The 15,367-nt window shown below is 57.0% G+C and carries 10 protein-coding genes and 1 pseudogene; 6 read left to right on the top strand and 5 right to left on the bottom strand.

The window, feature by feature from the left end; translation table 11 throughout:
- Positions 1-263: 263 nt before the first annotated feature.
- Positions 264-1,862 carry a bifunctional folylpolyglutamate synthase/dihydrofolate synthase gene (locus tag NHH03_RS21785; protein ID WP_253159623.1) on the top strand — a complete coding sequence of 533 codons (1,599 nt, stop codon included), beginning with the start codon at positions 264-266 and terminating at the stop codon, positions 1,860-1,862.
- 32 nt (positions 1,863-1,894) lie between these two features.
- A complete protein-coding gene (locus NHH03_RS21780) occupies positions 1,895-2,647 on the top strand; it encodes a 4'-phosphopantetheinyl transferase family protein (protein ID WP_253159622.1) in 753 nt (250 codons plus the stop codon).
- Positions 2,648-2,674: 27 nt separating this feature from the next.
- On the opposite strand, the gene NHH03_RS21775 is transcribed toward NHH03_RS21780, so the two are convergent.
- A complete protein-coding gene (locus tag NHH03_RS21775; RefSeq protein WP_253159621.1) occupies positions 2,675-3,154 on the bottom strand; it encodes a hypothetical protein in 480 nt (159 codons plus the stop codon).
- A 320-nt stretch (positions 3,155-3,474) separates the two neighbouring features.
- Between NHH03_RS21775 and NHH03_RS21770 the strand changes: the two genes are divergently transcribed.
- Positions 3,475-3,948 (top strand): CBS domain-containing protein, encoded by a 474-nt coding sequence (locus tag NHH03_RS21770; RefSeq protein ID WP_253159619.1) that lies wholly within the window; start codon positions 3,475-3,477, stop codon positions 3,946-3,948.
- Between the two features lie 139 nt (positions 3,949-4,087).
- Here the strand turns inward: NHH03_RS21770 and NHH03_RS21765 are convergent, their stop codons facing one another.
- A complete protein-coding gene (locus NHH03_RS21765; RefSeq protein WP_253159617.1) occupies positions 4,088-5,509 on the bottom strand; it encodes a hypothetical protein in 1,422 nt (473 codons plus the stop codon).
- A 517-nt stretch (positions 5,510-6,026) separates the two neighbouring features.
- On the opposite strand from NHH03_RS21765, the gene NHH03_RS21760 reads away from it, so the two are divergent.
- Positions 6,027-9,023 (top strand): hypothetical protein, encoded by a 2,997-nt coding sequence (locus NHH03_RS21760; RefSeq protein ID WP_253159615.1) that lies wholly within the window; start codon positions 6,027-6,029, stop codon positions 9,021-9,023.
- Positions 9,024-9,123: 100 nt separating this feature from the next.
- Here NHH03_RS21760 and NHH03_RS21755 read toward each other — a convergent pair whose 3' ends face one another.
- Positions 9,124-10,242, bottom strand: a complete 1,119-nt coding sequence (locus tag NHH03_RS21755; RefSeq protein ID WP_253159613.1) for a cysteine desulfurase family protein — start codon at positions 10,240-10,242, stop codon at positions 9,124-9,126.
- A gap of 800 nt (positions 10,243-11,042) precedes the next feature.
- On the opposite strand from NHH03_RS21755, the gene NHH03_RS21750 reads away from it, so the two are divergent.
- Positions 11,043-12,284 carry a DUF1559 family PulG-like putative transporter gene (locus NHH03_RS21750; protein ID WP_253159611.1) on the top strand — a complete coding sequence of 414 codons (1,242 nt, stop codon included), beginning with the start codon at positions 11,043-11,045 and terminating at the stop codon, positions 12,282-12,284.
- 58 nt (positions 12,285-12,342) lie between these two features.
- Here the strand turns inward: NHH03_RS21750 and NHH03_RS21745 are convergent, their stop codons facing one another.
- Complete coding sequence (locus NHH03_RS21745; protein ID WP_253159609.1) at positions 12,343-13,314, bottom strand: type I phosphomannose isomerase catalytic subunit; 972 nt, start codon at positions 13,312-13,314, stop codon at positions 12,343-12,345.
- A 351-nt stretch (positions 13,315-13,665) separates the two neighbouring features.
- Here NHH03_RS21745 and tatC point away from each other — a divergent pair, with 351 nt between their 5' ends.
- Positions 13,666-14,685 carry a twin-arginine translocase subunit TatC gene (gene tatC, locus NHH03_RS21740; protein WP_390895607.1) on the top strand — a complete coding sequence of 340 codons (1,020 nt, stop codon included), beginning with the start codon at positions 13,666-13,668 and terminating at the stop codon, positions 14,683-14,685.
- A 46-nt stretch (positions 14,686-14,731) separates the two neighbouring features.
- Here the strand turns inward: tatC and NHH03_RS21735 are convergent.
- Positions 14,732-15,367: pseudogene (locus NHH03_RS21735) on the bottom strand (hypothetical protein); the annotation flags it as partial.

The raw sequence follows: 15,367 nt of genomic DNA, 5'->3' as shown, positions 1-15,367 counted from the left end.
TTGGCAGCGATCGACGCAAATCCATCGCTGATAGAGTGTTACGAGTCACCTGTCAGAATACATTCCGGGCCAATCAGCCGACGCAGGCTAGCGTCCGGTTCCTGGGACTTTGATATGTCAGTCACAAGGAACCGTCAGCTAGCGTTCAACGGCTGAAGAAACATTGCGCGCCACAGCCGCCACCACTGCGAGAGCGTTGCCAACAACGCCGCCGCGATTTTACCCCTTCGATTTCACTGTCACGACTGTTACAGCCACGTCCGTTGAACGCCACCTCGCCGAATCGTCGACTCGGATATCGCGACGCGATCGACTATTTGTACGATCGCATCAATTATGAAAGCCTGGTCGGTCGCGACGATCGCTACCGTTTTCGGCTCAAACGCACCGAAGAATTGTTTTCCAGACTCGGTCTGGATGAGTACCTTTACCGCCCCGGCAGTGCCAGTCGCCCCAAAGTCCCGGTGGTCCATTTGGCCGGTACCAAAGGCAAAGGGTCAACCGGGACGATGGTCAGTGCCATGCTGACCGCGGCCGGCTATCGCGTCGGCTTGTATACCTCGCCCCACCTGACCGACCTGGAAGAGCGATTTCGGGTCAACGGTCAACCCTGCAGCCGCGAGACCCTGGTGGATTTGGTCCAACAAATCGCTCCCGTGGTGGATCAATTCGATGCCGCCGGCGAACCGGTCTCGTTTTTCGAATTGACGACCGCCATGGCCGTGATGCACTTCGATCGCTGTGGCTGCGAAGCGATTGTGTTGGAAGTCGGTTTGGGCGGACGCTTGGACAGCACCAACGTCTGTGCCAGCACGGTGACGGCGATCACATCGATTGGCATGGACCATCAACGGGTGCTCGGTAATACGATCGCTGAAATCACATTGGAAAAGGCCGGGATTATTAAACCGGGTGTACCTGTCGTGGCCGGTGCCAAACCGGACGCGGCCCGCCAAGTCATTCGCCGGGTGGCCGCGGAAGTCGGCGCGCCGCTGTTGGAAACAGGCTGCGACTTTGACGTCAGTGATCGCCGCGACGTCAACGGCGGCAGCGAGTTCGTATTGGGCTGGACCGATCACCAGCTGCAACCCGACACGCCGGCCAAACCGCTGTCGCTGTTTTTGCCGCTCGACGGTGCGCATCAAGTCGACAATGCCTCGCTGGCAATCACGATCGTCAAATTGCTGGCCGATCAATTGCCAGTCAGCGATGCGGAGATCGCACAAGGTTTGCGGCAAATCCATTGCATCGGTCGGCTGGAACGGTTCTCCCTGCCCGCCGCCGATAAAGATCACACGGCGCTGCAGATCATCATCGATACAGCGCACAACCAGGATTCGATTGTCGCACTCTGCAGCGCCGTCCGCACTCGACTGGAGACTCCAGGATCGCCCCCGGCGGTCGCGAGCGATGACAGCCCCGTCAATTTGCGGCATCCGCTGGTTTTTCTGTTTGGCACCAGCCGTGACAAGGATGCCACAGTGATGGCGGCAGAAATCAGCACGCTGGCCGACGAAATTGTTTGTACCCAGTACACCACCAACCCCCGCGGCACCGACACCGCCGTGCTGCGAGAATCATTTGCCTCGCTGGGCGATCGACCGTTCGGATTGCACCAGCAACCCGATCCCCATTTGGCGTTGCAACAGGCCATGCAATTGGCCACCCCCGGCGGCACCGTGGTGATCTGCGGATCATTCTTTTTGGCCGGTCAATTGCGTCCCGATGTGCTGGCCATTGCGAATGTCTGCGCGGCGACGACAACGGCACCGGCGACGACAAATCAGTGCAGCGACTCGCAACCCGCGAAGCAACCGGGCGCGGAATCCACCGAGCGATCTGCGCCGCAGACGGAGGCCTGACGTTGCAGTTACCCGGCCCAAACAACGATCGATTGCAATCGCAAACATGCCATCTGCGGGTCTGGCACGCGGCGACCTCGCGGACGCAGCGGGGTGAATTCGAATCGCGTTGTGAGCGGTTGTTGGACCAGGACGAATTGCGCAGCGCCGATCGGTTCCGCCTGGCCACATCGCGCAACCAACACGTCGTCGGTCGTGCGATGGCGCGGCGGTTGTTGGGCGACCTGGCGGTCGACCCGCAATCAATTCGCTTCGACATCGGTCAGCACGGTAAACCCGTGGTCAGTCATCCGGCTGCGGCGCAGCAACCGTTCAACATCGCTCATACCGACGGGCTGGTGCTGTGTGGCATTGCCGATCAGGGTGCCGATTTGGTGGGCGTGGATGTCGAAGCGACAGGGCGGCGCACTTCCACCGAACTTGCTGAGCGTTACTTCTCGCGGCCCGAGGTGAAGTTCCTGCGAAGTCGTCCGGCCGAGCAGCAAAAATTCTACTTTCTGCGAATTTGGACGCTCAAGGAAGCCTATATCAAAGCGATCGGAACGGGCCTGCACACGCCGTTGGCGGATTTTGCGTTCAACCACATCGACTCCGACCAGCCTCGGATCGAGTTTCTCGCGACGGAATTGCAAGACCAACGTGATTGGAAGTTCGTCTGTTTCCAGCCCCGTCCCGGCTTCATCGCCTCGGCTGCCCTGGCGGCAAAGCAACCGCAATCACCCGTGACCGTGGATTGGCAGGCGTTCGAAGGCCTGGACGACGACGCCGATGATCAAGGCGCCTAAGCCGCGAGTGGAAAAAACGGTTTGCTGTTACAGGTACATGCCGACGAAGCCGTCGCCGAGTTCGTTTTGTTCGGCCAGCTTTTCAATTCGCTGCTGCGTTTTGGTCAAATCACCCGCGTCGATGTAGCGATCGAATTCAACCAGCAACGCATGTTGAACGGATTCGCGAAAGAAGTCGACGATCGGTTGAGTCAGCCAGCTGCAGGTTTCCTTTTTTAGCGTGACGATCAAATCGACCGAGCGAGTCTTGCGATCTTGCTCGCCGGTCAACACCGTGCCTTCGACGTCAAACGCGATCTCACCGCAGTCGACATCGTTCGTTAAATGGAACACGCAGCTACCGCCATGCAGATAGTACGTGTTGTGTGTGCCATGTTTTTCCATCGCCGCTTTGACGCGCCGTACGAACTGTTCGTATTTCGGTGATGCATCCAGCGGAACGTCTAAACGGGTGACGCTACGCAGCGGCAAACAATCAAATTCGATTTCGACCCATTGCCCATTCATCCGTATTCTCCTCGGGTTGTGAAAACAATCACATGGCCTTCATTTAGCAGCGCCGGCCCCAACCTGATCGGGACGTTTGAACCCGAAAACGTAACGCCCAAGGGAAAACAATGCGACCCAGACCAAGCGGAGTTGGCCGACGTCGGGGGCTTTCAGACAAGCAATGGGCGGGGTGATTGCACTAAATTTTCTTGACATTTGCAAGCGATCGACAAACAACGGAAACAGTGCCTCACGACTGAATCAGCTCCTTTGGTCCGTCAACTGTGACAGAGCACGCCTTTCTCCTTCCGTCTTTCTTTTCTGCGAGAGTCATTGCAATGATGCCAAACACCTGTGCGCGAGACATGATGGTTTCAAACCTGACCACCCTGTCACCGGAAATGGATGTACTCGATGCCTTGGATGTGTTGCTGCATCACCGCATTTCCGGTGCGCCGGTGATCGATTCAGAGAAACGTTTTTTGGGAACGTTCTCGGAAAAATCGTGCATTCGCTTTGTCGTCGATGCGGCCTATGAACAGATGCCCTCGAGCAACTTGATGTCGTTTGTCGACACCAGTCCACCGGTGATCGACGTTCGCACGGACCTGCTGACGATCGCGCAAACCTTTCTGGACGGTGCCTGCCGACGGCTACCCGTGCTGGATTCACAGGGACGGTTGCTCGGCCAAATCTCGCGACGCGATGTGATGCGTGAGGTCCGCGACAACCTGCGGAAACAGGACAAAGTGGCCACCGGGTCGGGTCTGTATTTGAGCGCGATCTTCGACGGCGCCGATCGCCCGGTCTAACAGGACGGCCTGGGTTTTGAGAGGTTCACCTGGGGTTCCTGCCGAACCTGCCTCCAGCAGGCTCGAGAGTGACCCCAGGCTAAGCTATTGAACGCCGCTGGCTTCATGACGAACGCGATTGGTCGCGATGGCGGCCGGTTTAGGTTTCAGTCAGTGCCGCCGAGGAAGCGAGTTCCTGAATGCGACGCAGCAATTCGAAGTTACTGCGATAGAGGGCTGAAGACGCTTCTCGCATTTGACGTAGCGATTCACTGACGTTGCTGTGATAGCTTTTCAGGGCTTTGTGTTCGACTTGGTACTGCGCCAAGTCCTGTTCCAGCTTGAGTTTTTCCGTTTGGCCTTTGGCCAACATGCTGACGGTGGCGGCGGTCGCGGTTTGCAGAACTTGTTTTTCGTACTCCATTTCAGCGATCCGAACATCCAGTTCTTGGATCTGCAGTCGAATTCGCCGCAGCACATACCGATAGTCGTTCAGCGGTCGCAGATAATAGGTATCGACCAAGGTAGCCACCTTCTCGGTGTCGGTCAGCTGTTTGGCCGCTTCTTCTTTCAGCACCAACGTGTCACCGACGGCGAAGCTGACCGAACCACCATCGGAACGTTGCAGCCGGCTATCGACAGAGCGACCGTTGTTGTCAAAGAAGCCGCCTTCGAGCGCACCGCGCTGTTCGGGGCTGTCGACGTCGATCGTGTATTTCTTTTCGAACTTGATTTTAACCCACCGTGCGGACGGGTTTTCAGGGGCGCCACGTTTTCCGTCTTGCAGGTACTTTGCACGCGTTTCCGGCGATGCTTTTTGCAAAATCATGTTGACCAGTTTGTCATCCACCCGGCCCAGCACGTTGTCGTCATCTGGCTTGCTGCCCTCGGCGACAAACGGATCGTGACCATCCAGCGGCAGCATTTCGTACAACGACCAACTGCGTGCGTTGCCACTGGAGATGGCGTTGACCTGGTTGCGTTCGAGCGGCACGGTGGGCAAGATCGATACCGCGCCCGGGCCACTGGCGGTGACTTTGAATTCCCCCAAATAGACCATCGGGACCGGCCGTTCCAGTTCCGGGAATTTGCCTTCGGCGAATCCATAGACGATCAAGCCGACGGGAATCAACGGTTCGGCGGCGGCCGCATTGGCATCCGGTTCGACGCCCGGCACAACAGCCTCCTGCGGTTCACGCAGCGTGACCTGGCCTTCGGGATCAACGTTGGCCATCTGCAGGTTGCGCCAGCGGCGGCCTGCTTCGGTGCCAATTTTTGACAGTTTCAACGACAACGAATTCATGCCGACCGAGGTCGCCGGGTCACTGGTGTCGCCGTACAGCAATTGCTCGTTTTCACTCTCCACCTGCTGCAGACGCGTTTCCAATTCTTCTTTGATTTTGTGCCACGCCTGGCGGCTTTTGAGCACGCCGGCGGTTGGAAACAGCAGGATGATCGCCAATAGCATTGCGATCACAGCGCTGGTGATGTGGTACCAACGCCAATGGATGGCTGCTTTGACAACCATCACGACAAAGGCGATGAAAAGTGCCAGCAGGACTGCGAGGATTACAAATTTCATGTTCGTTAAGCGGCGACAGTTTGTCTGGCACAGAGTGGGCGCTATCGTCTGCTGGCGCGTCGACGGGCCAGCCAAAGCGGTCTCGTGACGTTTTTGAGGCAGAAAAGAGGCAGCATTTCGACCTGTGGATACTAAGTTGGGCAAGATAGAGCGTCAAGCATTTCTATGCTTTCGGCACATCTTGACTCACTGATTCACCCTGGCCCGCCTTTGCAAGCGGAATTCGCGTTAGAGACGGCCGAATGTACCGGCCGGCAGCTCCGCCGTCTCACCCCAACGGGCTCGATCTGGGCGATCACACTCGAAAAACGGCATTCGCCCCCCCTTCCGACGGCCCAACGCGACCGTTGGGCACGACAATCGTTACAGCCCGAACAACCGGTCCCGGTCGACCCGCAAAACCGACCCAATGAGGGTCCGCGGCCTGATGTCACCCCGGTTGATGTACCGAAGCGATGGTTGGGTTGTTCCGAGATTCCGCTTTGAACGACTCGATCCGATGGACGCGATTGTTGCAATGAAAGCAATTCGCACCGATGTAACCATTCGCACGGAAACGCAGATCATCGTGGCCAAGAATCAATTGAATCGCTCCCGACGTACCGCATGCCCCGCCTCCGCCAAGCAGACCGCTTCGGCCAATGTTTCGCCCTCTGGCGAACGTTCCAGTGGCGGCCGCGTCAGCCGTCGCGGGCGTGTCGCAAGAATGCTGTTGACCGCATCACTGACGGCGCTGGCCGGGATCGCCTCGGTAGGTTGCCACCGCCAGTACTATCGCAAACAGGCCGACCAAGAAGTGGCTTGTCTGTTGAAAGAAAAATCATCGCACTTGGCCCGCTATCCACAGGCGAACTTGGGAATCCAAGTGGATCGCCGCAGCCGAATGTACAACCCGTTCGACCTAGATTTCCAGCCGATGCCGACCGACGACCCGGCGTCGCATCGTTACATGCAATGTGTCGACGGGCGCCGCGGATATCCGATGTGGGATGCTGCCGGGTTCACCAATGCAGCGGAAAACCCCGACTGGTGGCAATTCTTACCGATCGACGATGACGGTGTGTTGGTTCTGAACGCCGACAATGCGGTTCGCATCGCATTGTTGCAATCGCCCGACTATCAACGACAGTTGGAGCAGCTTTATCTTTCCGCACTGGACGTCAGCAGTGAACGTTTCCAGTTCGACACTCAATTCTATGGTGGTCTGGGAACTTCCTTTCAAGTCGATGGACCCGATGCCGGTCCGGGCGGGCAAAGCTCGCGCTATGGAATCGGCGGTCCACGATTCACCAATCGCAACTTAGAAATGCGGCGGGCGTTCGCGACCGGCGGCGAGTTGGTTGCGGGTGTAGCCAACAACATCGTTTGGGAACTGAGCGGCCCGAACGCGCAAAGTGCGTCAACGGTGTTGGACTTTACGTTGTTGCAGCCGCTGTTGCGACAAGCCGGACGCGACAAAGTCTTAACGCGTTTGACGTTAGCCGAGCGTTCTTTGTTGGCCAATGTGCGTGCATTCGAACGCTATCGACGCAGTTTTTACTTGAACATCACCGTCGGCCGCGGCATCGAAAGCACGGTTCAGCGTAGCGGTGGTGTGTTTGGTGTCGGGCTGCAAGGGTTCACCGGTTTGGGCGGCGGTTTTGCCGGGCTAGGCGGTGGCGGTGGCGGCGGCGGAGGCGGCGGTGGCGTCGCCCAAGCCGGCGGTTTCCTGGGATTGCTCCAGGACCAACTGCAGATTCGCAACTTGCAGGAAAACATCGCGCGGCTGAGCGAAAACCAGTTGGTGCTGGAAAACACGTTGATCGAATTGCTGACGACGATTCCAGACGACCCAGAGGAAATCGTGAGCCAGCGGTTGCAAGTCGCGCAACAGAAAAGTGCGCTGTTGAATTCGCAAAGCCAGTTGGCCAGTCGCCAAGCCGCATTCCAGTCGTCGATCGATTCCTTCTTGGGGGATTTGGGATTGCCGCCGTACATCTGTGTTCGAATCGAAGATCCGTTGCTGGAACGATTTGAATTGATTGACCGCGATCTGCGATCTCGACGTGAGGAACTGATTCGACTGCGTAGCATCGTCGGCGAACTGAACGTCGCTCTGCTGGAAGAATCTCAAAGTGGCATCGACCCACAGAGCGGGCTTCCGATTTCGCAGTTGACATGGTCGGATCAAGTGGAACAGATCATCACACGATTGGGCCAAGAACTGGAACCGCTAGGCGACTTCGTCGACCAGTTTCAAAACGAAGACACGCCTCGCGTCAGAGCCGACATCGAGGCGCTTTCGGAAACCCTACCGCAACGGCTGAAGCAAAACGAGAGTTTGGTGCAGTTGTATGAAAGTGAGCGAGAGAATATCTGCACGTTGCTACAAGTCGACACCATCGATGAATCGGTGTTTGATGTCAGCGAATTAGGGACGCTGCAACAAACGCTAGAAACGTCCTACGAAAGCCTGCAGGGGCGATTGGCGTCGTATTCCGAGCGGCTGACAGAAATCGAAGCATCGATCAAATCGATGTTGAACGAACGTGACCCCGATTTAACACCGGTCGAGTTAGCCACAACGCTACGTCAAGATTTGATCTTGGCGACTCAAGATTTGTTGTCAGATCTTGGTGACGACATTCTGACCTTGCAACTGATTCAGGCGCGAGCACGCACCGAAAGTGCGATGCTGCCCGAAGTCGATATTGATCCGGCGACTGCCTTCGAAATCGCGCGTCGCAACCGCCGTGACTGGGCCAACGCCCGTGCGTCACTGGTGGATAACTGGCGAGCGATCGAATTCATCGCCGATGATCTGGAAAGTGGATTAGATGTGATTGTCAGCGGCCAGGTCGGCAACGATGGCAACAACCCGTTCGCGCTGCGTGGCGACAACAGTTCGCTGCGGGTCGGGTTGCAGTGGGACGCGCCGATCACGCGACTGCAAGAACGTAATACCTACCGGCAATCGTTGATCGAATACGACCAAGCCAAACGCAGCTACTATCAGTACGAAGATGGGATCTGGCAGTTGCTACGCAGCCAGGTTCGCCAATTGCAATTGAACCGAGTGACGTTTGAGTTCGGCCGACAGTCGGTGCGGATCGCGGCATCGCAGATCGAGTTGAACGAAGACATTCGCGAATTGCGTGATACGCGGGGATTGAGTAGCGGTCCGACAGCCGCCCGGGACACCATCACGGCACTCAGTGCATTGTTGGACGCTCAGAACTCGTTGTTGGACATCTTCGTCAACTATGAAGTCGTGCGACGCGGTCTGGATTTGGATCTTGGCACGATGGAGCTGACTGCCGACGGGCTGTGGATTGATCCCGGTCCAATCGACACGGACTACCTGCTCAGTTTGCCAGGGACGACGACCGAAGCGGTGCCCGAAGGCCCCTGCACCAACTGTGGGATTCGCTTGAAGCACCAGCCACAGCCGCCTCAATACAACGGCGTGTTCATCGACGATCCATCGCTGCTGGAGATCAACCAAGTCGACTACGAACAGCCGGCAGATCAGTAGAGAAACGCCAAAAGATTCACTGGCGGACTCCCCGTGGCGGGAGCCGCCAGGTTTCGGACGACAGAATCAAAAAACAATACCTGATGCGAAAGCGCTGGCTTCAATCGAACGCGGCGGCGATTAAGTCGGCGGCGCGTTCGATTTGTTCTGTACTGGTGGTCCACCCCAGCGAAACGCGGAGCGTGCGGCCGATTTGCGATTCGCTGCGGCCGATCGCACGCAGCGAACGGGTGAATTCATCTGGCGGTGAGGACGATTGAGCGGTGGCAACCGCCAAGTTCCGCGCCGCTTCGTGGATCCGCTTGGCATCGCCAGGCAATTCAATCGCGACCGTGTTAGGCAGTCGCGGTGAACTCTCACACAGAATCAGCGGCGGCGATGACATCCGTTCGTTCAACAATGCAATGAAATGGTCTCGCAACTGAGTCAACCGCTCACAGGCTTCGTCACAACATCGATCCGCTAGGCTGGCGGCTGTTCCCAGTCCAATGCAGCCGGGCACGTTTTCCGCGCCTGGACGCAATCCCATTTCACGCGGTTCACCGAACGTGATCGGATCGAGCTGCAGCCCTCGTCGCACATAAATTGCTCCGGACCCCTTGGGGCCGTAAAATTTATGTCCGCTGATGGCTACCGTGTCACAGCGTAACTCTTTGACGTTGACTGGCATCTTGCCGAACATCTGAGTGGCATCGCAGTGCAAACAGACGCCGCGGTTGTGACAGCGGTCGGCCACTTCTCGCACCGGTTGAATGGTGCCGACAATCGAATTGGCACCTTGCAAGCAAACCAATCGTGTGTCGGACCGCAACATTGACTCGACGGTTCGAGGATCGATCACACCGGTGTTGTCGCAGGGGATCGTTTCAATCGACCAGCGTGGATCGCGGTCCGGTAGACGCAGCAACGGTCCGACAACGGATTCATGTTCCAGCTGGCTGACCAAGACATGCCCCGGCTGGGAGGCACCCAGTAGGCCCAGGATTGCCAAATTGTTCGCTTCCGTGCCACCGCTAGTGAACACGATCTCAAAACTCTCACAGCCGGCCATCGCCGCGATGCCCTCACGAGCATTCTCCAACGCTTCGCCGACCGCGTGAGCGTGCGGATGCTCTTGCCCCGGCAGCATGTAGTGGGTGGACCAATACGGCTGCATCGACTCCAAGACAGACGGAGCCAAGGGCGTGGTGCGGTTAAAGTCGAGATAAAGTTCTGACACGCAAACGTGGGGGAGAATGACAGAGTGAGCAGCTCAAAGCGTCACACCATAGTTGGCAACCGGTTTTTATGCACGATGCCTGCCACCCCACAGGTCCGAGTCGCCGGCGTGAAGAATTTCTTCGCCCCGCCCTCAAACTTGGTGGCTGGCACCATTTAAGTTGGTGGCTGGCACCATTTGACTAGATGGGGGGGGGGGCACGCTGAAGCGTGAACTCCAACGGTGACTGGCGGGCGGTGACTGGTGGGTGGCACCATTTGGTGGGTAACGGTGACTGGTCAAACTTGGTGGCTGGCACCATTTGAGTTGGTGGCTGGCACTTGAGTTGGTGGCTGGCACTTGAGTTGGTGGCTGGCACTTGAGTTGGTGGCTGGCACCATTTGACTAGATGGGGGGGAGGCACGCTGAAGCGTGAACTCCAACGGTGACTGGCGGGCGGTGACTGGTGGGTGGCACCATTTGGTGGGTGGGTGGCACCACTTGGTGGGTGGGTGGCACCATTTGGTGGTGATTTGGTGATGACTGGTGGGTGGGTGGCACCACTCGGTGGGTGGGTGGCACCATTTGGTGGTGCGGTGACATTGAGGGGTTAGGTGGGGCTCTTGGGAGGGCGAATGTTGCTTTTTGGCTGAATCAAGGGCGGTTGCATTTGCACTGGGCGCGAAATGCCGTGATAATGGCATCGATTCGTGGTGCCAGCCGTTGAATCCCAGAAAACCACCGACCAGTTCGCATCCCTTAGTTCATCCGATCAGCGGATGACTGGTCTCTTCTTCTCTTTTCGTCCGGAGTGCGAGCAAATGAAACGTCAAAAAGCCGGTTTCACGTTGGTTGAGTTGCTGGTGGTGATTGCCATCATCGGTATTTTGGTGGGGCTGTTGCTGCCTGCGGTCCAGTCCGTGCGCGAGCAGATGCGAAATGCATCCTGCAAAAACAACATGCGACAGCTCGGCATCGCCGTCCAGAATTTTCACAGTCAAAAAAGCCGCCTGCCCACGTACACGACGGAATACGGGATTTTCGCCGGTGGCGCGGATCCAGCAAATCCAGGCACGACAGTCGCTAGGCACAGAAAAATCGGTGGTTATGGCGTTCCCTTGCTGCCCTATCTGGAACAGCAAGCGGTGTTTGAAACTTGGTCTACCAATCGCTATCCCGTGATCTTGGGTGGTTCGCCGAGTTTCGGCGCGGCGGGCGACAATTGGCACCCCAATGCTGCACCTAATCTAAGTGTCTTCGTGTGCCCCAGCAGCCCCGTCGAAAACGGAAACATGGCTAATAACACGTACATTTCCAACAACGGCGGTGCCGCAATTAACGACCCGGGTCCGCCCCAGATTTACCCCATTCTGGGAACGATCGACGCGACACCGTCGGCAGCCACTGCCAGCTTGTTTTACCAGTCCGAAAACAAGAACAATGGTTTGTTCCAACTTGGCTATTCAGGACCACCGGCAAGCAACTTTTTCTATCGAGCCCAAACGCCCAAGATGACGTTGGAGGACATCGACGACGGCAGCAGCCAAACAGCATTGTTTGCAGAGAATGTGCAAGCATACTCGTGGCACCGCCCTGGATTCCTCAACGGCGACGACCTGCAACTGGCTGGCACCGATACCGAACTGGCCTGGGATAACCCCTGGAGCGGCAATGGTTCGGTGTCCATACGTCAAGCCTATCTGCGTTCCAAATTCACAACCGGCATGGTCTGGCATTTTGAAGATGACAAGCCCGCTGAGTTGCTGAATTTGACTCCGGCTATTGTTGCTCCACCTGTCTCGGCAATTCATAAGATCAACGGTGGAGCCACAGCTGATGACAACATTTTGACAATTGAAATGGATGAAATGAATTGCGCGGACCTGGCGCGACCTTCGTCAGTGCACCCGGCTTCGGCGAACATGACCTTTGCTGATGGTTCGGTGCGCTCGCTTTCCGAAAATGTTGACTACCGCGTGCTACAAGCTGTGATAACCCCGCACGGACGCAAGAGCGATGTTCCCTATCCAGACTTTATCCTGACCGATCAACTCACGCAGTAGATGCCTGAGTAAACATCCGGCCTCGCAGAGGCCGGCTACAGGGCGACCGGCTTCACGGTTAGGGAAGCTGGGCCGCTAGCACGGTTGATTCGGGCTGCACGCTGATGCTGCACGCTTGCATTGCGGCGGGAAGCAATAGGGACTGGCCGCGGGTGAGCGACAGGGTGTCGGAATCGGTCTGCAACGTCGCGTCGCCGCGAGTCACGGTCAAGATATGAAAGCGATGGTCACCGCCGATGGAGTCGCTGCCAGTTTCCAATGTCGACAATACGAATTTGTCGCAGCGCACCAGACTCTGCCACCCAGCCCGCTGCCGGTTGCTGCGAATCGGCTGGACGGGGCCGGAGTCATAGTCGGAAACCTCTAGCGATTGATCCAGATGCAGCGGTCGCGGCTGACCGCTGGCATCGACTCGGTTCCAATCGAACAATCGAAACGTGGTGTCGCTTGATTGTTGGATTTCGGCGATCACCAGTCCGGCTCCCAGCGCATGAACGGTCCCCGCCGGGATAAACACGCAATCTCCGGCTTCCGGCGTAAAGGAGTGCAGCACGCCATCGGTTTTTCCTGCGGCCATGGCTTCTGCCAGCCTAGAACGATCCACACCGGCCTTCAGCCCGGCATAGATCAAACTTCCCGGTTGGGCATCGACCACATACCAGGCTTCGGTTTTCCCTCGGTCGGAAACCGCCATCCGGGCGCCGTAGTGGTCATCCGGATGGACTTGAACCGAGAGCACACGATTGCAATCCAGGTATTTCAGCAGCAGCGGAAACTGGGATTCGTCACAGTGGGGGCCAAGTATCCAATCATGGTCATCGGCGATCAATTCGGCCAGTGTTTTGCCGGCGAGCGGGCCGTTCTGGACCACACTCTGATCGACGCCGTGATCGACCAATTCCCAGCTTTCGGCATAATTGTTGTCGTCGCCGATCGATTTCCCCAGCAGTCGGCCCAGTTTCGAGCCACCCCAGATGGTTTGCTTGATCAGAGGGCGAAACTGCAGGGGGTAGGGTGATTCTGGCATCATCTTTGTCTACAGGGCGGTGACAGAGGGAGGTCGGATTCGTTCCAATGTGCGGATCATGTCTCCGCAAAATCCGCGTTCGTGGCGAAAGCGATGTTTGTTGTTGGGCGCAATGCTCGGACAAACGCCGGTCTTTTGCTAAACTGTGAGGCTAGCGCAGGACAGTCGGCGCCGCGAGAATTCTATCTGGTGGTGCAGTGGCGGTCCCACTTCGTACTGGCTGTATCGGTTTTCCCACCCCATTACCTTCCCCCGAAAGACTAGACCAACGTGGACGCAACGGCTGACCCCAAGACTTCGGTTCTCGGGAAAACAATCTCGCGACCGAAGGACGATTTGTTCGACAACTCGTCGATGACCTTTGGCGAGCACTTGGAAGAACTGCGTCGGTGTTTGGTTAAAGCCATCATTTGTTTGGCAATCGGCTTGGCCATCGGGCTGACTGTAGCCAATCAAGTCGTCAAATATGTCGCTGATCCGTTGAAAGATGCGATCGTCGACTTCAACGCAAAACGCAATCTGGCCCTGCTGGGTTACGAGGATCTGGAAGACCCCGCGGTGCAAGCGTTGCTGCCACTGATGACCGAGCGTTCGCTGAACTGGCAGGTGATCTACGAAATCCCAGAGAGTCTGCAGAACCTTGGCCCCTCATCGATTGAGACCGGCCAAACGGATACCAACGGCGAACCCACGGTGCGGCTAAAGCCGCGTGAAGTCGCAGAGATATTGAAGGCCGTCCCAGACCCCTCGGTGCTGACCCCCAAAGTCCAGTTGATACGAGACACGAAAGGCCTGAGCACGTTTAAGGTCGAAGAGTCGTTCATGATTTGGGTCAAGGCCGGGTTGATCGTTGGTGCGGTGGTTTCATCACCGGCGGTGTTCTATTTCATCTGGCAATTTGTCGCGGCCGGGTTGCACACCCACGAACGCAAATACGTCTACATCTATTTACCGGTCAGCATCACCCTGTTTGTCTCCGGCGTCGTACTGGCGTTCTTCCTGGTGCTGCACTATGTCTTGAATTTCCTGCTGGCATTTAACGGCAGCATGGACGTCGCCGTGGAACCTCGGTTGACCTACTACATCAACTTCGTCTTGCTGCTGCCACTGGGGTTCGGGCTGGCCTTTCAATTGCCCTTGGTGATGTTGTTTCTGCAGCGGATCGGTTTGATCGAAACTGAAATGTATGTAGGCAGCTGGCGTGTGGCGGTACTAGTGATTTTCTTTCTGTCGATGATTTTGACGCCGGCGGATGTGACCAGCATGATTGCGTTGGCGATCCCGCTAATGATTCTGTACTTCCTAGGAATCTTGATGTGTCATTTCATTCCGCGTGGTCCGGGATTGGGAAGTCACGCTTACGATCCGGTTTAATGGCATCCCTGCCAAACCGGGGGCACTGTCAAAGTCAAGCGATCGACTACGCCAATCGCTGACCGATCATGTCAGCGATCATTTCGTCGCTGAGTGCGAGGTCGCCGCCTAGCAGGACGTCATCACCCGATCCGCCAAAGATCCAGTCGTTGCCTTGGCCGCCGATCAGCACATCATTGTCTGACTCTTGCGTTTCAGCCTGAACGTCGGTGGAGACATCCTGGTCAACAGCAGTGACAGTCACCTCCAATCCGTCGTTGGCATCACCTTCGACCGGCGATGTGACTTCTACCTCAACCACGGCGCCGGCATTTCCCAGCGCCGTCGCTTCCAAGGACGGCAATGTGTCTGAAACCACGGTGCCAGTTTCAGCAACCAAATTCGTGTCTTCAGCACCGGCCACTTCGTCCGTTGCACCAGTCACTTCGTCCGTTGCATCGGTCACTTCGTCCGTTGCATCGGTCACTTCGTCCGTTGCATCGGTCACTTCGTCGGTTGCACCGGTCACTTCGTCCGTTGCACCGGTCACTTCGTCCGTTGCACCGGTCACTTCGTCCGTTGCACCGGTCACTTCGTCCGTTGCATCGGTCACTTCGTCCGTTGCACCGGTCACTTCGTCCGTTGCACCGGTCACTTCGTCCGTTGCATCGGTCACTTCGTCCGTTGCATCAGTCACTTCGTC

It is taken from the genome of Stieleria tagensis, assembly GCF_024129865.1.
Classification (GTDB): Bacteria; Planctomycetota; Planctomycetia; order Pirellulales; family Pirellulaceae; genus Stieleria; species Stieleria tagensis.
This window is presented reverse-complemented; position numbering and strand designations above follow the sequence as displayed.